20 protein-coding genes are annotated in these 18,921 nt (G+C 71.0%); 8 read left to right on the forward strand and 12 right to left on the reverse strand.

Going from position 1 to position 18,921, the window contains the following annotated elements; all coding sequences use genetic code 11:
- Positions 1–81 precede the first annotated feature (81 nt).
- Positions 82–591, forward strand: coding sequence for a WapI family immunity protein (locus AMYBE_RS0111315; protein WP_020659485.1), 510 nt, complete (start codon positions 82–84; stop codon positions 589–591).
- Positions 592–612: 21 nt separating this feature from the next.
- Here AMYBE_RS0111315 and AMYBE_RS0111320 read toward each other — a convergent pair whose 3' ends face one another.
- Complete coding sequence (locus AMYBE_RS0111320) at positions 613–1,461, reverse strand: alpha/beta fold hydrolase (RefSeq protein ID WP_020659486.1); 849 nt, start codon at positions 1,459–1,461, stop codon at positions 613–615.
- A gap of 110 nt (positions 1,462–1,571) precedes the next feature.
- On the opposite strand from AMYBE_RS0111320, the gene AMYBE_RS0111325 reads away from it, so the two are divergent.
- Complete coding sequence (locus tag AMYBE_RS0111325; RefSeq protein ID WP_020659487.1) at positions 1,572–2,048, forward strand: anthrone oxygenase family protein; 477 nt, start codon at positions 1,572–1,574, stop codon at positions 2,046–2,048.
- A gap of 18 nt (positions 2,049–2,066) precedes the next feature.
- Here the strand turns inward: AMYBE_RS0111325 and AMYBE_RS0111330 are convergent, their stop codons facing one another.
- The 5 genes from AMYBE_RS0111330 to AMYBE_RS0111350 all read right to left on the reverse strand — a co-directional run bounded on the left by AMYBE_RS0111330 (position 2,067) and on the right by AMYBE_RS0111350 (position 5,890).
- Entirely contained in the window at positions 2,067–2,555 is a 489-nt protein-coding gene (locus AMYBE_RS0111330; protein ID WP_020659488.1) for a GyrI-like domain-containing protein, read from the reverse strand.
- A 29-nt stretch (positions 2,556–2,584) separates the two neighbouring features.
- Positions 2,585–2,908: a YciI family protein gene (locus tag AMYBE_RS0111335; protein WP_020659489.1), complete on the reverse strand. Its 324-nt coding sequence runs from the start codon at positions 2,906–2,908 to the stop codon at positions 2,585–2,587.
- 8 nt (positions 2,909–2,916) lie between these two features.
- Positions 2,917–3,723: an alpha/beta fold hydrolase gene (locus AMYBE_RS0111340; RefSeq protein WP_020659490.1), complete on the reverse strand. Its 807-nt coding sequence runs from the start codon at positions 3,721–3,723 to the stop codon at positions 2,917–2,919.
- On the reverse strand, positions 3,720–5,036 hold the full coding sequence (locus AMYBE_RS0111345) for an RNA polymerase sigma factor (protein ID WP_020659491.1): 1,317 nt from the start codon (positions 5,034–5,036) through the stop codon (positions 3,720–3,722). Before AMYBE_RS0111345 ends, AMYBE_RS0111340 begins: the two co-directional genes overlap by 4 nt.
- Positions 5,037–5,110: 74 nt before the next feature.
- Entirely contained in the window at positions 5,111–5,890 is a 780-nt protein-coding gene (locus tag AMYBE_RS0111350; RefSeq protein WP_020659492.1) for a TetR/AcrR family transcriptional regulator, read from the reverse strand.
- A gap of 166 nt (positions 5,891–6,056) precedes the next feature.
- Here AMYBE_RS0111350 and AMYBE_RS0111355 point away from each other — a divergent pair, with 166 nt between their 5' ends.
- Together AMYBE_RS0111355 and AMYBE_RS0111360 are read left to right on the forward strand one after the other, a co-directional pair.
- The gene (locus AMYBE_RS0111355; protein WP_084470375.1) at positions 6,057–8,474 is read left to right on the forward strand and encodes a DEAD/DEAH box helicase; all 2,418 of its coding nucleotides are present in this window, start codon (positions 6,057–6,059) and stop codon (positions 8,472–8,474) included.
- Complete coding sequence (locus AMYBE_RS0111360; protein WP_020659494.1) at positions 8,471–9,118, forward strand: SWIM zinc finger family protein; 648 nt, start codon at positions 8,471–8,473, stop codon at positions 9,116–9,118. Before AMYBE_RS0111355 ends, AMYBE_RS0111360 begins: the two co-directional genes overlap by 4 nt.
- Positions 9,119–9,312: 194 nt before the next feature.
- Here the strand turns inward: AMYBE_RS0111360 and rox are convergent, their stop codons facing one another.
- The 5 genes from rox to AMYBE_RS41485 all read right to left on the reverse strand — a co-directional run bounded on the left by rox (position 9,313) and on the right by AMYBE_RS41485 (position 14,469).
- The gene (rox, locus tag AMYBE_RS0111365; RefSeq protein WP_020659495.1) at positions 9,313–10,740 is read right to left on the reverse strand and encodes a rifampin monooxygenase; all 1,428 of its coding nucleotides are present in this window, start codon (positions 10,738–10,740) and stop codon (positions 9,313–9,315) included.
- Between the two features lie 173 nt (positions 10,741–10,913).
- Positions 10,914–11,558 (reverse strand): class I SAM-dependent methyltransferase, encoded by a 645-nt coding sequence (locus tag AMYBE_RS0111370; RefSeq protein WP_027927578.1) that lies wholly within the window; start codon positions 11,556–11,558, stop codon positions 10,914–10,916.
- 52 nt (positions 11,559–11,610) lie between these two features.
- The gene (locus tag AMYBE_RS0111375; RefSeq protein WP_020659497.1) at positions 11,611–13,227 is read right to left on the reverse strand and encodes an acyl-CoA dehydrogenase family protein; all 1,617 of its coding nucleotides are present in this window, start codon (positions 13,225–13,227) and stop codon (positions 11,611–11,613) included.
- The gene (locus AMYBE_RS0111380; RefSeq protein ID WP_020659498.1) at positions 13,211–13,813 is read right to left on the reverse strand and encodes a TetR/AcrR family transcriptional regulator; all 603 of its coding nucleotides are present in this window, start codon (positions 13,811–13,813) and stop codon (positions 13,211–13,213) included. The genes AMYBE_RS0111375 and AMYBE_RS0111380 overlap by 17 nt, the downstream gene beginning before the upstream one ends.
- Positions 13,814–13,875: 62 nt before the next feature.
- Complete coding sequence (locus AMYBE_RS41485; protein ID WP_154676171.1) at positions 13,876–14,469, reverse strand: hypothetical protein; 594 nt, start codon at positions 14,467–14,469, stop codon at positions 13,876–13,878.
- Positions 14,470–14,530: 61 nt separating this feature from the next.
- Here AMYBE_RS41485 and AMYBE_RS0111390 point away from each other — a divergent pair, with 61 nt between their 5' ends.
- The 3 genes from AMYBE_RS0111390 to AMYBE_RS0111400 all read left to right on the forward strand — a co-directional run bounded on the left by AMYBE_RS0111390 (position 14,531) and on the right by AMYBE_RS0111400 (position 17,399).
- Positions 14,531–15,241, forward strand: coding sequence for an SDR family NAD(P)-dependent oxidoreductase (locus AMYBE_RS0111390; protein WP_020659500.1), 711 nt, complete (start codon positions 14,531–14,533; stop codon positions 15,239–15,241).
- A 690-nt stretch (positions 15,242–15,931) separates the two neighbouring features.
- Positions 15,932–16,936, forward strand: a complete 1,005-nt coding sequence (locus AMYBE_RS0111395; RefSeq protein ID WP_020659501.1) for a tyrosine-type recombinase/integrase — start codon at positions 15,932–15,934, stop codon at positions 16,934–16,936.
- Between the two features lie 4 nt (positions 16,937–16,940).
- Positions 16,941–17,399 carry an SRPBCC family protein gene (locus AMYBE_RS0111400; protein WP_020659502.1) on the forward strand — a complete coding sequence of 153 codons (459 nt, stop codon included), beginning with the start codon at positions 16,941–16,943 and terminating at the stop codon, positions 17,397–17,399.
- Between the two features lie 286 nt (positions 17,400–17,685).
- Here AMYBE_RS0111400 and AMYBE_RS0111405 read toward each other — a convergent pair whose 3' ends face one another.
- Positions 17,686–18,069, reverse strand: coding sequence for a hypothetical protein (locus tag AMYBE_RS0111405; protein WP_020659503.1), 384 nt, complete (start codon positions 18,067–18,069; stop codon positions 17,686–17,688).
- A gap of 66 nt (positions 18,070–18,135) precedes the next feature.
- Here AMYBE_RS0111405 and AMYBE_RS0111410 point away from each other — a divergent pair, with 66 nt between their 5' ends.
- Entirely contained in the window at positions 18,136–18,918 is a 783-nt protein-coding gene (locus tag AMYBE_RS0111410; protein WP_020659504.1) for a glycerophosphodiester phosphodiesterase family protein, read from the forward strand.
- The last annotated feature ends 3 nt before the right edge of the window (positions 18,919–18,921 follow it).

Raw genomic sequence — 18,921 nt, forward strand, 5'->3', positions numbered from 1 at the left:
GATTAGCGGCGGGCAAGGAAAATTCGGGCGAGCTCCGGCTCCGGCCCGGGCTAGGGTGGCCGCCGGCGAGGGGAGCGACCGATGCACGACGCGGAAAGACGGGCGGTTTCGGTGACGATCGGCCGCGAGCACGGCAACCGGCTAGTGATTTCCGTGCTGGGCCGGATGCACGGCCAGGCGACCGATTTCTGGGACGGCAACTGGCTTTTGAGCCCGATCGAAGTCTTCGCTGGCGGGTTCTCCGGGCGGGTGCCGGCCGGGTTGCGGACCGACGAGCTGCAGTCGTTCCGGGAGGAGCTGGAGAATGCGCACGAGGACTTCGGCGGGGTCGCGCGGCTGACTTCGATGGAAGAGTGGCTGGAACTGACCGTCACCGTGGAGAAGTCCGGCCGGGTGGAAATCGAAGGCGCCGTCGCGGACGGCGAGGGGCTAGGGAACGATGGGACCGGAAACCGGCTGTCGTTCCGCATCGACGGGCTGGACCAGTCCGAGGTACCCGCGATCATCGACGGGCTGTCGGCGATCGAGGACGCGTTTCCGGTGCTGGGCGCGCCGCGCGCCAGGAACGGCCTCTTCGGCCGGAAAGGCTGACGCGGCAGCCGTTTTGCCGGGTCAGCACCGGGTCAGCATCGCTGCGACGATTTCCGCGGTCGCGGCGTCCGGGATCGCGCTCGCCGCATCTTCCAGGATGTGCAACCGGGCGCCGGGGATCTCGCGGGCGAGCGCTTCGCCGTTGCCGAGCGGGAAGAACGCGTCGCGGCGGCCGTGCACCACGAGAGCCGGGACGGCGAGGTCAGGGAGGCGTTCGCGCCAGCGCGGGGCGCAGTCGAGTTTCGCGAACACCAGTCCGAGCTGGTTGGCCATCTGCACCGACGGTTCCCGGCTGGGAGTGCGGTCGAAGATCCGGCCGGCGGTTTCGCGGGCGGCGTCTGGGTCGTTGCCGATCGCGATCGCCGCGGCGGCGGCGCGTTCGGTCACCGCGCTGCGATCCGACCAGTCCGGCATCTGCACGGCGAACAGGTTCTGCATCGCTGACCGGTGGTGGTCGGGCAGGTCGGCGTCGACCGGGCCGGGTGCGACCGGGCGGGTGCCGACGAGGGTGAGCGCGGAGAACGCCTCCGGGTGGTCGAGCGCGGCGACCTGTGCGACGAACCCGCCGACCCCGATGCCCGCCAGGTGCGCGGGCCGGTGGTCGAGACGGCGAGCCAGCGCGGCGGCGTCGGCGGCGAGGTCACGCAGGGTGTAGCCGGGCTTGTCCGGGTTCAAGGTGGTCGAGGCGCCCGCGTCGCGCAGGTCGTAGCGGACGACATGCCGTCCGCCTCGGGCCAATGCGGCACACAGCGCGTCGGGCCAGGACAGCATGGTCACGGCGCCGGCGAGCAGCACGAGCGGGTCGGCGGGATCGCCGAAGTGCTCGACGCCGAGTTCGAGGTCGTCGGCAAGACGGACGGTGGACGGCACAGGGACCTCCGGTGAGACGATCGCGCATGACATCGAGCGGACAGCCGATGGATCGTCCAGGGCTGGCTGGGTTGAATGAATTCCGTTCCCGACGGACGGAAGGCCGGGCGATGGTGTTGGCGTCGAAGGTGGTTCTGATGGCGGCGCTGGTCGCGGCCGGGCTGATCGCGGGGGTGTTCTACGCGTACACGGTGTCGGTGATGCCCGGCCTGTCCCGCGCCGACGACCACACGTTCGTGATCGCGATGCGCGAGATCAACGCCGCGATCCAGAACGTCTGGTTCATGCTGTCGTTCCTGGGTGCGCCGCTGCTCGCGGTCGCAGCCGTGGTCCTGCACTGCACGAGCGACGCGCACGGCGGGTTGCCCTGGCTCGTCGCCGGCAGCGTCCTTCTGGTGGCGACGCTCGCGGTGACCGGCGCGGTCAACGTGCCGATGAACAACGCCCTCGACCAGGCCACCGCCGACCTCGCGGTGCTGCGTGCCCGGTTCGAGAAGCCGTGGGTGCGGTGGAACACGGCGCGGACGGTGTTGTCGGTGGCCGGATTCGGTTGTCTCGTCGGTGCGTTGGCGAACCGGGGCGCGTGACCCCGGCCCGCCGGCGGGTCAGTCGGCGAGCCGGAAGCAGAGGTCGGTGTCCCAGTTGTTCGGGTCCGGCTCGATCTGCGGGTGCGTGCGGTAGATCTCCAGCCGGGCGGCCCAGTGCTCGCCGTCGGGCTCGACGGCGCGGTCCCAGCGCACGCCCTCCTTCTCGCCCCAGGCGAGCAGATCGGCGGTAGCCGCGAAGAGGCCCTCGGGCGAGCCGTGGTGGGTGGCCTGCGCGTATTTCCCGGCGGGCAGCACAGCGTTGAAGTACTCGTCGCCGAGGTCGAGCGGGTCGACGACAGGCACTCCTGCTTCGACGGTGACGGTCCGCATGTCCGTGCCGAGAACCAGGTACCGCAAGAACGGTGCGCAGGCAGGCTCGAGGCCGCGTTCGGCGAGTTCGCCGATGATCGCGGCGATCCGGTGCGCTACGTCGGCCATTCCGTCGAAGGCGACCGTCGCGCGGTAGCCGACGTAGCGCTGTTCGCTTCTGTCCACAATGGTGGGCATGGGGTCCTTTCCGGGCTGGGGCGCGGGAGTCAGCCCAGGAGCGGGCGGACTTCGATGGTGCCGTAGGTGGCGGCGGGATGCCGGGACGCATGGCCGACCGCCTCGTCGAGATCGGCGCACTCGAGGACCGCGTATCCGCCGATCTGGTCCTTGGTTTCGGCGAACGGCCCGTCGCTGAGCAGGACGTCGCCGCCGCGGACTCGGACCGAGGTGGCGGTGCTCGGCGGATGCAGGCCGCCCCCGCCGAGCAGGATGCCGCGTTCGAGCAGGTCTTCCGACCAGCCGCCGCAGCCGAGGGCGAGCTGTTCCGGGGTGGGCTCCTCGGACCCGGCGATCATCAGCAGGTAGCGCATCGGTCCTCCTAGTGCTGAGCGAGCGTTTCGACGAGACGGGCGGCGAAGGCCTGAGGTTGCCCGGCGAAGCCGGCGTGGTCGCCCGGGAACGTGACGGGCTCGCTGCCGAGCGCCCGGGCCAGGCCGAGCCCGGCGGTGTGCGCCGGAGTTCCGGCCGCCGCTTCGCCGACCGCGACGACGATGCGGGTGTCGGCGGCGGTGAGCGCGTCGAGGTCGGGTTCCCAGGCGCCGATGGCGGGCATCAGCGTGCCGAAGAACAGGTCGAAGTTGCCGCGCATCCGCTTGCCCTGTTCGATTTCCTCGGCAGTCGGCTGCTCCGGCGCGGGCGGGATGTCGAACCCGCTGGCGGCCATGAACGCGCCGATCGCCGCGTCGACGCCGCGCTCGCGGTGGATCGCCGGAATGTCCGGGAAGTCGGCCAGGAGATCGCCGAGGTAGCGGCTGACCGGTGGTTCGTGCGCGATCAGCGTGCGCACCGCGCCCGGGTAGCGCACGGTGTGCTCCAGCATGGTGATCGCGCCGCCGCTGTTGGCCAGCACCGAGACCGGCCCGGCGTCCAGTTCGGTCAGCAGCCGGTGCACGTCCTCGGCGTGGTCGCCGACCGGGTCGTCGCCGGGCTCGCCGGTGATCGGGCTGCGCGAGATCCCGCGCGGGTCGAACGTGACGACGGTGTGCCGGTCGGTCAGCCGGGGGCGCAGCGCGGCGAATCCGGTGGCATCGGCCGGGCCGCCGGGCACGAGCAGCAGCAGCGGCCCTGCTCCCGCGACGTCGTAGGCGATTTCCGCACCGGGCACGCGGAGGGTCTTGGTGATCATGGCGGTCCTTCCTGGGTTCGGGCCGGTTCGTACTCCCGACGAACGGGCACGGCCGGGACAGACACCTCCGGCGAAGAAATTTCCGAGATTCTCCGGCGCAGGTAGCTGCGCTCGGCTCCGGTGCGGGCGAGAGCGACCGCTTCGGCGTACGCGACCTGGGCTTCTTCAACGCGGCCGAGGCGGCGCAGGAAGTCGGCGCGAGTGGCGGGCAGCAGGTGGTAGTCCGGCAGTTCCCCGGCGAGCCGGTCGGCCAGGGCGAGGCCGGCCGCAGGCCCGAAGGCCATCCCGACCGCGACCGCCCGGTTCAGCTCCACGACCGGCCCCGGCCGGAATCGCAGCAGCTCGGCGTACAACGCGGCGATCTGCGCCCAGTCGGTGTCTTCCGCGCGCGCGGCGGTGGCGTGACAGGCGGCGATGGCGGCCTGCACCTGGTACGGGCCGGGGTCGCGGCGGCGGAGCGCGTTGTCCAGCAGCTCGGTGCCCTCGTCGATCGCGGAAGCGTCCCAGCGGGCGCGGTCTTGTTCTTCGAGCGGGACGAGCTCGCCGCTCGGCCCGGTGCGGGTGCCGCGCCGCGCGTGCTGGAGGAGCAGCAGCGCGAGCAGTCCGGCGGCCTCGGGTTCGTCCGGTAGCAGCCGGACCAGCAAGCGGGCCAGCCGGATGGCTTCGCCGGCCAGGTCGGGTCGTTGCAGGTCGTCGCCTTCGCTTGCCGAGTAGCCCTCGTTGAACAGCAGGTACAGGACGCCGAGGACGGCCGCGGTGCGTTCGGGCAGCAGGTCCGCGGGCGGCACCCGGTACGGGATCCCGGCGGCGCGGATCTTGCGTTTCACCCGGACGAGGCGTTGCGACATGGTCGATTCGGACACCAGGAACGCGCGGGCGATCTCCGCGGTGCTGAGGCCGGCGAGGGTGCGCAGCGCGAGCGCGACCTGGGCTTCGAACGCCAGGGAGGGGTGGCAGCAGGTGAAGATGAGCCGGAGCCGGTCGTCCTCGAGCCCGCTCTGCTCGGCTGGTTCGGAAGGCTCGTCCGCGACGGCCAGGCGCGCGGCCTCCCGGAGCTTTCCCGCTCCGGCGGCTTCCCGGCGGAGCCGGTCGACCGCGCGGTTGCGGGCGGCGGTGGTGAGCCAGGCGCCGGGACGGCGCGGGATCCCGTCGCGCGGCCAGACGCGCACAGCGAGCGCGAAGGCGTCCTGGGCGCATTCCTCGGCGAGGTCCCAGTCGCCGGTCACCCGGATGAGGGTGGCCACGACCGCGCCCCACTCGTCCCGGAACGCCTGCGCGACCGCGGCTTCCACCGCGTCGTGCTGCCCCGTCACCGCGTGCTCCCTTCTCTGGCCGGACCGGTCCCGGCCTTCGCACCGTAAACCGGGGAGCCGACAATTTCTCCCGCTCAGCCGTGTTCGCCCGGTCGGTCTTGGGGCGGCTGGCCGGCGAGCTGCCCGATCCCGTCCAGGATCCGGCCGAGGCCGAACCGGAAATGGTGCTCGGGATCCGACGGCCCGCCGTAGGCGTTGCCCGCGGTGGTCCCGACGCGGCTCGCGCGCGGGAAATGGTCCGGATCGGCGGCCGGGATCTCGGCCAACACCGGGGCGGCACGGCCCCACCAGACCAGATCGGTCATCCCGCTCGCGCGGGTGGCGGTGGCCGTGTCGAGCGCACCGCGCACCGCGCCCGCGACGAGACCGTTGACCAGGCTCACGATCGCGTCCAGCTGGACGTCGGTGAGATTCAGCTCGTCCATCGCGGCGAGTTCCCGCTCGTACTTGGCGAAGGTGTGCGGTCCGAGCGTCGGACGGCCGCCGCGCAGTTCGAGCAGCCACGGGTGCCGGTGGTAGAGCCGCCACAGGTCTTCGGCGACCGCGGTGAGCCCGGCGCGCCAGCCTTCCGGCAGCTCACCGGGCAGTTCGCCGTGCGCGTGGTCGAGCATCAGCTCCAGCAGTTCGTCCCGGCCGGGGACGTAGGTGTAGAGCGACATGGTGGCGACGCCCAGCTCGTCGGCGACCCGGCGCATGGTGACCGCGGCGAGGCCGTCGGCGTCGGCAATCCGGACACCGGCACGGACCACGTCCGGCACGGCGAGTTTGGGTTTCGGGCCGCGTCGAGGGGGACCGGGCACGGCCCACAGCAGCTCGATGGTCCGCCGCGGATCGCCCGGCGCGTCGCCGCCCATTTTTCTCCTCGTACGTCGTACAGGGTTTTCCGGTATAGTAGCCCGGACAGAGCTGCCAGGGGAGGGCGGAGCACTGAATACAGCAATCTCAGCCGTGGTCGAGCCAGGACAGATCGTGTTCTGGCGAGCCGACGGCGCGGAGCCGGCCGTCCCCGGTGCGCCGGGGATGGCCGAGGTCGTGCTGCCCGAAGGCGTCCGCACGGTGCCCGCGCTGCGGCTGCCGACCGCGGAAGCGGTGCCGGTGCTGCGGACGCTGAACAGTCCGGCGGCGCAGTTCTGGGCGCGGGCCGCCGAGGCCGCCGAGCGGCTGGCCGCGGCGGGCTGGACCGGCACGCTCGACCCAGGCGAAGAACGCTGGCTGCGTCGGCTCGCCGACGCGATGCCGCCGCACGCGCACGCGGCCCCGATCCCGGGCGATCCGACCCGGCTGCCCGAACCGTATCCGCTGCTGATGCGGTTCCTCGCCGACGTCACCGGCGTCCGGCCGGCGCTGCGGGTCTCGCTGCGCATCGAGTCGGACGACTTGGCGGGCGGCCGGTTCCGCGCGGTGGTCCAGGTGCACGGCGGGGCCGAGCCGCTGGTCGACGCCGAGGAACTGTGGCGCGGCGACAGCCAGGAGGCACGGCACGAGGTCCTGCTGGCGCTGCGGCACGGCGCCGGGGTCTGGCCGGCGCTGGCGCCGTTGCTGTCCGCAGCCGTTCCTTCGTCGGTGCCGCTGGGCGACCGCGAGATCGCCGAACTGCTCGCAGGCGCCCTCGACGCCGCGGAGCTGTCCGTGCACTGGCCCGCGGAGCTCACCGGGCTCGCGGCGCGGGCGGTGGTCCGGCACGGGGACGCGCCCGCGGACGTGCGGTCCTTCTTCGGCGGCGACCAAGTCCTGCAGTTCGACTGGCAGCTCGCGCTCGGCGACCACGAGCTGAGCGTCGCGGAGCTGGACGCGCTGGCCGAGGCCCAGCGCCCGGTGGTCCGGCTGCGCGACCGGTGGGTGCTGCTCGATCGCACGACCGCCGACCGGGCTCGCGACCGCGCGCTGAAACCGCTGACCGCGATCGAGGCGCTCGGCGTCGCGCTGACCGGCCGGACCGAGATCGACGGCGAACAGGTGGAGGTCCGCGCCGACGGCTGGCTCGAGAAACTGCGCGAGCGGCTGTCCGCCGATCCGGTCCCGGTGCCGCAGCCGGCCGGGCTGGCCGCGCACCTGCGGGACTACCAGCTGCGCGGACTGCAGTGGCTCGACACGATCACCAGCCTCGGGCTCGGCGGATGCCTCGCCGACGACATGGGGCTCGGCAAGACCGTCACGCTCATCGCGCTGCACCTGCATCGCGCCGGCGGCCCGACGCTGGTCGTGTGCCCGGCCTCGCTGCTGGGCACCTGGGAAACCGAAATCCGCCGGTTCGCACCCGGCGTCGCGGTCCGCCGGTTCCACGGCGCGTCGCGGTCGCTGGACGACCTCGACCGCGGCTTCGTCCTCACCACCTACGGCACCCTGCGCACCGACCCGGGCCCCCTCGCCGGGATCGGCTGGGACCTGCTGGTCGCAGACGAGGCGCAGCACGTCAAAAACCATCGCTCGGACACAGCCAAAGCGCTGCGACTGCTGCCTTCCGCGGCGAAAGTCGCGCTCACCGGCACGCCGGTGGAGAACACGCTGACCGAGCTGTGGGCGATCCTCGACTGGACCACGCCCGGTCTGCTCGGCCCGCTCGCCGACTTCCGCCGCCGCTGGGGCAAGCCGGTCGAATCCGGAGCCGACCCGGCGGCCGCCGAGCAGCTGTCCCGGCTGCTGCGGCCGTTCCTGCTGCGCCGCCGCAAATCCGACCCGGGCATCGCCCCCGAGCTGCCGGCCAAGACCGAGACCGACCGGCCGGTGTCGCTCACCTCCGAACAGGCCGCGCTCTACGAGGCGACGGTGCGCGAGCTGATGGCCGACATCTCCGCGAGCGACGGGATGGCCCGCCGCGGCCGCGTGGTCAAGCTGCTCACCGCGCTCAAACAGATCTGCAACCACCCCGCCCAGTACCTCGGCGAGCCGGCCGGCAGCACGCTCGCCGGCCGGTCCGGGAAGCTGGAGCTGCTGGACGAGCTGCTCGACACGATCCTCGCCGAGGACGGCGCGGTGCTCGTGTTCACCCAGTACGTCGTCATGGCCCGGTTGCTCGAACGCCATCTCGCCGCGCGCGGGATCCCGTCCCGGCTGCTGCACGGCGGCACCCCGGTGGCCCGGCGAGAGGAGCTGGTCCGCGCGTTCCAGGACGGCGAGGCTCCCGTGTTCCTGCTGTCGCTCAAGGCGGCCGGCACCGGACTCACCCTCACCCGCGCCGACCACGTCGTGCACTACGACCGGTGGTGGAACCCCGCGGTCGAGGACCAGGCGACCGACCGCGCGTACCGGATCGGGCAGACCCGGCCGGTGCAAGTCCATCGGCTGATCGCGGAAGGCACCGTCGAGGACCGGATCGCGGTGATGCTGCGCGAGAAACGAGCGCTGGCCGACGCGGTCCTCGCGTCCGGCGAAGCCGCGCTCACCGAACTCACCGACGCCGAACTGGCCGAACTCGTCACCCTCCGGAGGCAGCGATGACCGACCGGGTCCGCGGATTCCCCGCGTTCCCCGCCCGCCCCGGCCGCGGCGCGTTCGCCCGCACGTGGTGGGGCCGGGCCTGGGTGCAGGCGATGGAAGACACCGCACTGGACCTGCAGCAGCTCAAGAAGGGCCGCCGGTACGCCGCCGCCGGGATGGTCGGCCCGATCACGGTCAGCCCGGGCCGGATCACCGCGACCGTCGAAGACGCCGACGACGGCCCGTACCGCACCGGCGTGCAGCTGTCCGAACTGTCCAAGCCGGACTGGGACTTGCTGCTCGACCGCGCCGCCGAGCACTCCGGCCACCTGGCCGCGCTGCTCGACCGGCACCTGCCCCCGGAACTGGCCGAGGTGGTGCCGCTGCTGCCCGGCATCGGCGATCTCGACCCGGACTGCGACTGCCCTGGCTGGGAACTCCCGTGCCGGCATGCCGCGGCGCTGTCGTTGCAGGTGGCGTGGCTGCTCGACGAGGACCCGTTCCTGCTGCTGCTCGCCCGCGGCCGGACCGAGCAGGAAGTCCTGGACGAACTCGGACGGCGGACGGCGACCCGGGTCACCACCGGCGCGCCGGCGGCCGAGGCATACGCGAGGAAGGTGCCTCCGCTGCCAGCGCTGGCGGAGTTCGTGCCGCGCACCCGCTGAGGTTCACCCGGCCACGGTGAGCCGATCCGGGCGGCGGTCGCCTGGGCACGCGGGGGATGCGTGCGGGGACATCATCCGTCCCCTTCCCGCTCGTTTCCGGCGACCATGCCTGGCAGCGCCGCTCTTCTGCCCGGTGCTGGCCGCGCCCATCGCCTGGTTCTGCGGCCAGCACCGGACAGGACGGGCAGCCCAGGTCAGCTCGCGCTGCCGAACCACCGAGCCAGCGCCTGGGCCAGTCCCGGTTGGTCCTCTCCGGCCCAGGCGACGTGCCCGTCCGGCCGCAGCAGCACCGCCGGCGCGGCCAGGTCCTCGCTGACGTCCACGGTCAGATCGACCCGGTCCGCCCAACCCGTCACCGAAAGCCGCCCAGTCTGGTCCAGCACCACGCCGCGCCCCCGGTGCAGCAGCTCGTAGAGCCGTCCGTGCTTGAGCACCAGGTCCGGCATCCGCCGGCCGAGCAGCGGATGCCCGGCGCCGAAGTCGTAGCGAACGTCGAGCGCCAGCACCTTCTCCAGCAGGAGCCGGTTCACCTCCTCGAATTCCATCAGCTCGGTCATCAGCCGGCGCATCGCCCGGCCGTCCGGGTCGGGCGACATGAGCACCGACTGGGCACGCACGTTCGTCAGCACCGAGTCGGCGACCGGGTGGCGTTCGGCCCGGTAGGTGTCCAGCAGCCGGTCCGGCGCCCAGCCGTTGACCGCCGCGGCCAGCTTCCAGCCCAGGTTCACCGCGTCCTGGATGCCGAGGTTCAGCCCCTGCCCGCCCAGCGGCGGGTGGACATGCGCGGCGTCCCCGGCCAGCAGCACCCGGCCGACCCGGTAATGCTCGGCCTGCCGGGTGGCGTCGCCGAAACGCGACAGCCAGCGAGGGGAGTGGACGCCGAAATCCGTCCCGGCGTACCCGCGCAACTGCTGTTTGACCTCGTCCAGCGTCGGTGTCCGCGCGGACCGGTCCTCGACCACGCCCGCCGCGGGCACCACGACGCGGTACCGCCCGTTGCCCACGGGTCCGACACCGAACCACAGGTTCGTCTTGCGGATCTCCATCACCACCGCGGTGATCTCCGCGGGATCGGCGGTCGCCTCCATCTCGCCGAGCAGCATTTCGCGGCGCGCCGGTTCACCCGGGAACGCGACACCGAGCGACTTCCGCACCGTGCTCCGCCCACCGTCGCAGCCCACGGCATACCGAGCGGTCAGCTCACTGCCGTCGGCCAGCGCAACGGTCACCCGGTCGGCGTCCTGCCGCAGCCCCGCGACCTCGCAGCCGCGCCGGATCTCCGCGCCCGCCGCGACCGCGTGCTCGGCGAGCAGCCGGTCGGTAACCGGCTGCGGAAGCCCCAGCACATACGGGTGGGTCGTGTTCAGCTGCTCCGGCGCGGGCTTCGCGATGCCGGCGAAAAACCCGCCCGCCGGATGCGTGCTGCCCGCATCGAGGAACGGACCCAGCATGCCGCGCTGGTCGAGCACCTCCATGGTCCGCGAGTGCATCCCGAGCGCCCGCACGAACTCCGGCGGCCGCGCCTCCTTCTCCAGCACCACGACACACACCCCGTGCAACCGCAACTCGGCCGCCAGCATCAGGCCGGCCGGACCCGCCCCGACCACGATCACGTCTGCCATCTACCTGTCCGCCCCTGTCCGGGAGCCGATCCCGCCTGCAGCGTTTCCGCAGGCAGCGGCCCCGGCGAGAGATTCTGGGCGATCACCCGGGTCTTGCCGCAAGCCCTGGGGTGCGCTATACGTTGGAGGGGGCGAGGAAGACCCACGCCCCCTCCAGTTCTCGCCGGGCTCTCTCACCCGGCCTTGCGCGCCACCAGGTACGCCTGGTCCGTCGCCTCGTACTCCGGCCCCGGCTCCCGCACCGTCCGCGCCTCAACGACGAAACCGGCATCAGTCAGCAACTTCACCATGAAATCGACGTCCAGCCGATACGCATCCGCGGAAATCGCGTGACCGTACGCGTTCTCGATCCGCCGACGCACATTCTCGCCGACCTGGAACGCGGTCAGCAGCCGCCCGCCCGGACGCAGCACCCGCGCCAATTCCTTGGCCAGCACCGGAAGCTGCTCCGGCGGGGTGTGGATCAGCGAGTACCAGGCGAGCGCACCGGCCAGCGATCCGTCCGCCAGGTCGAGCGCGGCGATGCTGCCGACCTCGAACCGGATGTCCGGATGCGTCCGCCGCGCCACCGCGACCATTTCCGGGGACAGGTCCACCCCGAACACGTCCAGCCCGAGCGACTTGAGATACCCGGTCAGCCGACCCGGCCCGCAGCCCAGATCGCCGACCGGGCCCTCGCCGGTCAACTCCGCGAACGCGGTGATCATCGCCCGGTCCCAAGTGGCGTTCTTAAGAAAATCCTTGAGCATCTCGGCATAGGACTCGGCAACAGTGTCGTAGGCGGTCCGGGTCTCGGACACGTAAACAGGTTCGGTCACGGGCACGGACCCTAGCCCGCGCCGGCCCGGCCGCACCGCCGAAACACGCCGCCTACACGCGGGCGCGGGCGATGATCGCGGAAGTGTCGGTTCCAGCGGGCAAAGTACCGAAAGCCACGCCCCAGTCGCCGCCGAACCGCGTGCCGCAGAACGCGTCCGCCACCGCACGCGGCGCATGCCGCACGAGCAGGGAACCCTGCAGCACCAACGCCATCGACTCGACCACCCGGCGCGCCCGGAACTCCAGATCGTCCACATCGGACAGATCCTTCTTCAGCATCCCGACGGCCTGGTCCAGCCGCGCGTCGCCGCCCGCAGCCTGCTCGACCTCCGCGAAGAACGCCGCCACCGACTCAGGCTGCCGTCCCATCGCCCGCAACGCGTCAAGCGCGGCGACGTTGCCCGAACCCTCCCAGATCGACATCAGCGGGGCCTCGCGATACAACCGCGGCATCCCCGATTCCTCGACGTACCCGTTGCCGCCGAAGCATTCCAGCGCCTCCGCCGCATGCGCCGGAGCCCGCTTGCACACCCAGTACTTGGTGACCGCCAGCCCCAACCGCCGAAACGCCTGCTCCTGTTCGTCATCGCGCCGATCGCCCGCGGCGGCGAGCCGCATCGACGCCGCCACCGCCGCCTCCGACTCGAGCACCAGATCCGCCAGCACGTTCGCCATCAACGGCTGATCCACCAACGCCTTGCCGAACGCATGCCGGTGCGTCGCATGATGCACCGCACGCACCACGCCCAGCCGCATCCCGGAAGCACTGCCGAGCGCGCAGTCGAGCCGGGTGTTGTTCACCATCTCGATGATCGTGCGCACCCCACGGCCCTCTTCGCCGACCAGCCACCCCACCGCGTCCTCGTACTCGATCTCCGACGACGCGTTCGACCGGTTGCCCAGCTTGTCCTTCAACCGCTGCAACCGGATCGGATTCCGGCTGCCGTCCGGGAGAACCCGGGGGAGCAGGAAACAGGACAACCCGCCGGGCGCCTGCGCGAGAGTGAGGAACATGTCCGACATCGGCGCGCTCGTGAACCACTTGTGCCCCACGAGCCGGTACGTGCCGTCCGCGACCGGCAGCGCCGTCGTCGTGTTCGCCCGGACGTCCGAACCGCCCTGCTTCTCCGTCATCGACATGCCCGCGATCAGGCCGCGCTTCGTCCGCGGCTCACGCAGGCCGAAGTCGTACTCCGTCGAGGCCAGCAACGGCTCGTAAGTCGCCGTCAACTCCGCGTTCGCGCGCAGCGCCGGAACCGCCGCGTAGGTCATCGAAATCGGGCAGGTGTGCCCCGCCTCGGACTGGCTCCAGACATAGAACTTCGCCGCGCGCGCCGCGTGCGCACCCGGCCGCTCGTCGCGCCACGGCGCCGCCTGCAGCCCGTGCGACACCGCCACCTGCATCAAGTCGTGCCAGTGCGGATGGAACTCGACCTCGTCGACCCGATGCCCGTACCGGTCGTGCGTGCGCAGCACCGGCTCGTTCTCGTTGACCAGCCGGCTCCACTCCTGCACCTGCTCGCTGCCGGCCAACCGGCCCAGCTCGTGCAGCTCCTCGGGCACCCAGGCCGCCTCGGTGCGCGAGACCGCCTCCGCCAGCGCCGGATCGGCGGCGACGTCGTACGCCAACGGCGGCACCTGATTGACGACCTCATGCGTGGCGGACATCCGAACCTCCCAAAGACCGCACGACGAACGTGCTCAACTGGCTGACCTCCGCCGACCCGCCGCTGGTCAGCGGGCCGATCAACACCTCCGCCGCGGCGCCGACCAACGCCGCCGCGCTCACCGCCGCGTCCTGCCCGGGCAGCAGCCCCGCCCGGACCCCGGCCGCGACATGCTCGGCCACGACGTCTCGGAACACCCGCCGAAACTCCAACCGCTCGGCCTCGATGACCGCGTCCACCGGCTCCGCCAGCAACGCGTACGCCAGCCGCGGTGCCTTCAACGCCCGTACCGCGAACGTCTCGAAAACGGCGACCACCCGCGCCACCGGATCGTCCGGTCCCGCCGCCGACCGCACCGCGTCCACCTCATGCGACACGACCTGCCGGAACACCCGCACGACGAGATCGGCTTTGGTGGGGAAGTGGCGGTACACCGTCCCGACCGCGACCCCGGCCCGCTCCGCGACCGCAGCGACCGAGCAGCCGGCGTACCCGTGCTCAGCGAGTTGCTGCACGGTGGCGTCGAGAATCGTGTCGCGGAGCGCGTCGAGCCGCTCCTGCACTTTGGGCGTTCGGCGGTAGGCCACGGCAAGAAGTGAACCACCGATTCACAGCTTCCGTCAATGAGCCGGCCATGCGGAGGTGCGACCTACACCTCCACCACGAGCACGCCGCTCAACTGCTTCAGAAACGGCCGCAACGACTCCGCGGATACTTCGCCGAGCAGATCCGGCGCCGGCAGGAACCGGACAGTAGTCCCAGTCGTCCCGTCCGACGGAACCGCCACCAGTTCGCCCGCCGGCACGCCGTAGTGATACCGCTGCGTCCACGCGCCCTCGGCCCGCCGATTCGTGTGCACCAACCACTCGCTCAACGCCGCGACCACCGACAACCCGCGGCGCGGATGACCATCCGGGAGGGGAGTGGCCGGCGGAGAATCGAAGTACCGGAAGTCCTTCGTCGCCATGACCGGCTTCCGGACCGGTCGCCCGTCGTCGTCGAAGACCGTCTGCGTACCGCGGCCGTAGTCCGTCACCGAAACCGAGCCGTCCCGGTGGAACTCGACCACCGCGCGGCCCTCGCCCAGATCCTCCGCCTCGTCCGCGGCATAGGCGAGGACTTCCCAGATCAGATGACATCTCCCGGACGGCGCGTAGCGATCCGGGTTCTCCCGGATCAACCGCAGATGCGCGGGATCGTGATCGCGGGACCAGTCGTGCGTCGTCGACGAGGGGAGAGGCATTCGGTGATCCTTCCACCGCTCCTTGACCTTGTCCGCACTCCAGCTCATAGCGTTGATTCCCATGACCACAACACTGATTTCCGGTGCCAACAAAGGACTCGGCTACGAAACCGCCCGCCGGCTCATCGCCGCCGGGCACACCGTCTACCTCGGCAGCCGCGACGCCGCCAAGGGACAGCGCGCAGCCGAAGAACTCGGCGCACGGACCGTCCAGCTCGACATCACCGACGACAGCTCGGTGGCTGCCGCAGTCAAGATCATCGAAGCCGGCGGGGGACTGGACGTACTCGTGAACAATGCCGGAATCGCCACCGAACTGCTCGACAGCGGCGAGGTGATCGGAGCCGAGGCCGTCACTGCCGACGTACTGCGCGAGACCTTCGAGACCAACACGTTCGGCGCGGTCCGGATGATGCACGCGTTTCTGCCGCTCCTGCAACGCTCAGCCACGCCAGTCGTCGTCAATGTGAGCAGCGCTCTGGGCTCGCTGAGCAGAATGACTGATCCAGCCTCGCATCAGTACGGCTACGCCGGCATCGCGTACCCGGCGTCGAAGGCGGCCCTGAACATGGTGACCGTGCAGTTCGCGAAGGCATTCCCGCGAATCCGGATCAACGCCGTCGAGCCTGGCTACACGCAGACGGACATCAACCACCGCAGCGGAGGCCAGTCGGTCGAGCAGGGTGCCGAGGTGATCGTGCGGATGGCGCAGATCGGCGCGGACGGGCCGACCGGGACGTACGTCGACCTCGCCGGACCGTTGCCGTGGTGAGGGCGGGATCCGGCCGGGGCAGCGCCTGATCTCAGTTACTTGACATAATGTACATTATCGGCGTTAGGTCGACCTGCGAATCAGGAGCTTGAAGAGGGGTTCTCCAAGGCTCTGCGGCGGTCGCGTCGCGCCTTCCGCAGTCATCCGGCTCGCTCACGACACGGCCACGAGTTGAACCGCCGGAAGTCTCGCGACTCGCCTCGGACCGAGCCGCGCCGCGAGGTTTTGCGGCGGCCTGCTTCGGGCCCGCCTGATGTCCGCCGCGGAACGCGTCGGGCTGACGGAAACCTGGCATCCCCGACAGGAGCAGGTGCGACCAGCCAGGCTTAATTCGTCACCGTGACGAATTAAGCCTGGCTGACAGGACGTCGAAGGTGGAGCCGAGACACGTTTTCGGTGCGCTCAAGGAAGATTCAGCCGACCAGAACATCCACTCGAACAGCTGATTGAATGCTGCTGGCCAGCCTGGAATCGACCGCCCGCGCCTTGCCATAGAACCGCCCGGGCGCTGGATGCGCCTCTGGGACGAGTGCCCCGGAGGCGACGGAAAGTGTGATCCCCCAAGGGGATCCGGGCTCCCCTTGACCCTTCTCGAGCCCCTTCCGGACCTCCGTTTCATGCATAATCGCTATTATGCATGATATATGAGATAGCGGCAGTGGTGGAGCGCTGACAGGAATTGTCGGTGCCGTGCGGTACAAGATCCGTATGCTCGTTTCCGAGGCACAGCAAGCGTTCTTCGCGGCACGGCGGCCGCGCAAGGACTCGCCGCACACCACTGCCGCCTATCGGCGGGATCTCGCCGGGATCACCGCTCTCCTGCTGACCGAGTCGGGGCGCGACGAGCTCGAGGTTGAGGAGCTCACCGCGACCGCGCTCCGAGCTGCCTTCGGCGCATTCGCGGACAGTCACGCGAAAAGCTCGGTGTTGCGGGCCTGGTCGACGTGGAACCAGTTCCTGACCTTCTGTGTTTCGGACGGGCTGCTGGCAGGCAATCCGATGGGTGCCGTCGCCCGGCCCAAGACTCCCCCGCTGACCCCGAAACCGTTGCGAGGAGAGGAAACCCCGGAGCAGCTTCTCGCCGCCGCGGCGGACGGGGCGCGGCGCGCGCGGGATCCGTGGCCGGAGCGGGACGTCCTGGTGCTGGCGCTCGGGCTGGTGGCCGGGCTGCGGGCGGCGGAGATGCGGGCGCTCACGCCACGTTCGGTGGTGGGCCGGGACGGCGAGCTGCGGTTGCATGTTCACGGCAAGGGCAGCCGCGACCGGTCGATCCCGGTGCAGCCGGCGATGGCGAAGCTGATCGAGGGTTACACCGCGTCCTGTCGGCGCCGGTTCCCGCAGCAGCGGTTTCCGGCGGGCGAACCGTTGCTGCGAGACCGGGCTGGCAATCCGATTGGACGCGGCGCGCTGGAGTACCTGGTGAAGTCGTGTTACCGGTGGGCTGGCTTGAACGACCGGGTGCCGACCGGCGCGAACCTGCACGCGTTGCGGCACACGTTCGCCACGCGGCTGGCGGAGGACGGTGCGACCGCGTCGGAGATCATGTCGCTGCTCGGGCACGCGAGTTTGGCGACGAGCCAGAACTACATCGAGGCGACTGGCCGGGAGCAGCGGGCCGCGGCGGCGAGCAATCGGACGTACCGGGCTCTCGACGGTTTGACGAGCGCGCAGCGGGAGGCTGATGTGGTTGCATGAGCGGGTGACTGACGAGATCGCGCGCGTGGTGCGCGCCAGCCGGGAAATCTCCGCTCCCGCGGAGCGGATCTTCGAGCTGATCGCCGATCCGGCGCAGCAGCCTTCTTGGGACGGCAACGACAATCTGGCCGAGTCCGCGCCTGGGCAGCGGGTGCGTGCGGTCGGCGAGGTGTTCTCGACGACTCTGACGAACGGCAATGTCCGGTCGAACCATGTCGTGGAGTTCGTGGAGGGCAGGCTGATCGCGTGGCGTCCGTCGGAGCCGGGTGCGGAGCCGCCGGGGCATCTGTGGCGGTGGGAGCTGGTGCCGCTGGCGGGCGGCCGGACCGAGGCGACGCACACCTATGACTGGTCCGGGCTGAACCCGAACGACACGATGCGGGTGGCGCGGGCGCGGGCGACGACGGAGGACGGATTGCGGGCGTCGTTGGAGAATCTGGCGAAGGCTTCGGAGGGCAGGTAGGCAGGCACGCGGCAGCCGGGGACGCCGCGCCGCGAGCGTGATTCGCCGGGGCAGCGGTCGAGTGCGCATCCCGCGCGCGGCCGTGGTCGGGGTTTCCCAGGACTGCCGCTCCCCTGGGCTTCGGGACGCTGAGCGATCGCTCATGGGCCTAGTTGCGGTTCTGCGGGCTTCCTGGGGTGAAAGCAGGGTCGCGGAGGCTCGCCAGACAGTTTGGCACCCAGACTGACCGGGCAGTCTGGGTGCGCTCGCCGGTCGGCGGAGCGGGCCGGAAAGCCCGAGTCCGCCGTCAGCGCAGCTGTTCCAGATCCCGCGCCGATGCCGCGATTTCCGCTGCTAGTTCTCGCAACTCCCCTGCCGACGCGCCGTCCTGCGCTGCGGTCACGATGTCTTCCGCCGCGCAGCGGAGCTGGAACAGCCGGTCCTGCAGGGCGGCGATCTCGGTGTCGGAGAGGACCACTGCGTCCTCCGGCAGTCCGCTGCGCTGCAGCGCGGTTCGCCGTTCGTAGGCGCGCTGGCGGCAGGATTGGCCGCAGTAGCGCCGGCGGCGGCCGACGTTGCCCGCTTCGGGCAGCCGGCGGCCGCACCAGCCGCAGTGTTTCGGGGCGTTGCTGCGGCGCGGGACGACGCGTTCGTCGCCGGTCAGCGGTGGGTCTTCGGCCAGTTCCCTCACCCGCCGGACTCTAGCTGTCCATCACGTTCTCACGACGGGGCCACACCGATAGCGCAGACTGTGGACATGCGACCGCCGTTTCCCTACCTTGCCGACCCGCTGCCTCGCGCCTTCGCTCACCGCGGATGGCATCTCGGCGAACTGGAGGGGCTGGAGAATTCCCTGCCGGCGTTCCAGCGTGCCGTCGCCGAGGGATATCGCTACCTCGAGACCGACGTGCACGCCACGTCGGACGGGGTGGTCGTCGTGCACCACGATGCGACGCTGGACCGCACGACGGACGGCCGGGGCCCGATCGCGGCGCAGAGCTGGGCGCAGATCAAGGACGTGAAGGTCGGCGGGCGGGCTCCGTTGTCGCGGCTGGAGGATCTGCTGGAGGAGCTGCCGGAGGCGTTTTTCAACGTCGACGTGAAGGCGGACAGCGCGGTGGTGCCGTTCGTGCGGACGCTGGAGCGGACCGGTGCGATCGGACGGGTCGCGGCGGCGTCGTTTTCGGACTCTCGGCTGGCTCGGTTGCGGCGGCTGGCCGGTCCGGAGCTGCTGACGGCGATGGGGCCGCGGTCGGCGTTCCTGCTGTGGGCGAACGGGTGGGCTCCGCTGCTGGGGGTGAGCAGGCTGGCGCGGGGCTGGCTCGCGCAGGTGCCGGTGAAGCAGGGTCCGTTGAAGGTGGTCGACCGGGCTTTTGTGAAGTCCGCGGTGCGCAGCGGCTTCGAGGTGCACACCTGGACGATCGACGACCCGGATCAGATGCGGACGTTGCTGGACCTGGGTGTGCACGGCATCGTCACGGACCGGCCGGATCTGTTGCGCGAGGTGTTGCGGGAGCGCGACGCGTGGCAGGCGGTCTGAGGT

The organism is Amycolatopsis benzoatilytica AK 16/65, assembly GCF_000383915.1.
Classification (GTDB): Bacteria; Actinomycetota; Actinomycetes; order Mycobacteriales; family Pseudonocardiaceae; genus Amycolatopsis; species Amycolatopsis benzoatilytica.

Excerpts from the sequence above, each read along its gene's own strand:
- AMYBE_RS0111315 (WP_020659485.1), top strand. The coding sequence starts at position 82 with ATGCACGACGCGGAAAGACGGGCGGTTTCGGTGACGATCGGCCGCGAG.
- AMYBE_RS0111325 (WP_020659487.1), top strand. The coding sequence starts at position 1,572 with ATGGTGTTGGCGTCGAAGGTGGTTCTGATGGCGGCGCTGGTCGCGGCC.
- AMYBE_RS0111330 (WP_020659488.1), bottom strand. The coding sequence starts at position 2,555 with ATGCCCACCATTGTGGACAGAAGCGAACAGCGCTACGTCGGCTACCGC.
- AMYBE_RS0111335 (WP_020659489.1), bottom strand. The coding sequence starts at position 2,908 with ATGCGCTACCTGCTGATGATCGCCGGGTCCGAGGAGCCCACCCCGGAA.
- AMYBE_RS0111340 (WP_020659490.1), bottom strand. The coding sequence starts at position 3,723 with ATGATCACCAAGACCCTCCGCGTGCCCGGTGCGGAAATCGCCTACGAC.
- AMYBE_RS0111350 (WP_020659492.1), bottom strand. The coding sequence starts at position 5,890 with ATGGGCGGCGACGCGCCGGGCGATCCGCGGCGGACCATCGAGCTGCTG.
- AMYBE_RS0111355 (WP_084470375.1), top strand. The coding sequence starts at position 6,057 with ATGGCCGAGGTCGTGCTGCCCGAAGGCGTCCGCACGGTGCCCGCGCTG.
- AMYBE_RS0111360 (WP_020659494.1), top strand. The coding sequence starts at position 8,471 with ATGACCGACCGGGTCCGCGGATTCCCCGCGTTCCCCGCCCGCCCCGGC.
- rox (WP_020659495.1), bottom strand. The coding sequence starts at position 10,740 with ATGGCAGACGTGATCGTGGTCGGGGCGGGTCCGGCCGGCCTGATGCTG.
- AMYBE_RS0111375 (WP_020659497.1), bottom strand. The coding sequence starts at position 13,227 with ATGTCCGCCACGCATGAGGTCGTCAATCAGGTGCCGCCGTTGGCGTAC.
- AMYBE_RS41485 (WP_154676171.1), bottom strand. The coding sequence starts at position 14,469 with ATGCCTCTCCCCTCGTCGACGACGCACGACTGGTCCCGCGATCACGAT.
- AMYBE_RS0111390 (WP_020659500.1), top strand. The coding sequence starts at position 14,531 with ATGACCACAACACTGATTTCCGGTGCCAACAAAGGACTCGGCTACGAA.
- AMYBE_RS0111410 (WP_020659504.1), top strand. The coding sequence starts at position 18,136 with ATGCGACCGCCGTTTCCCTACCTTGCCGACCCGCTGCCTCGCGCCTTC.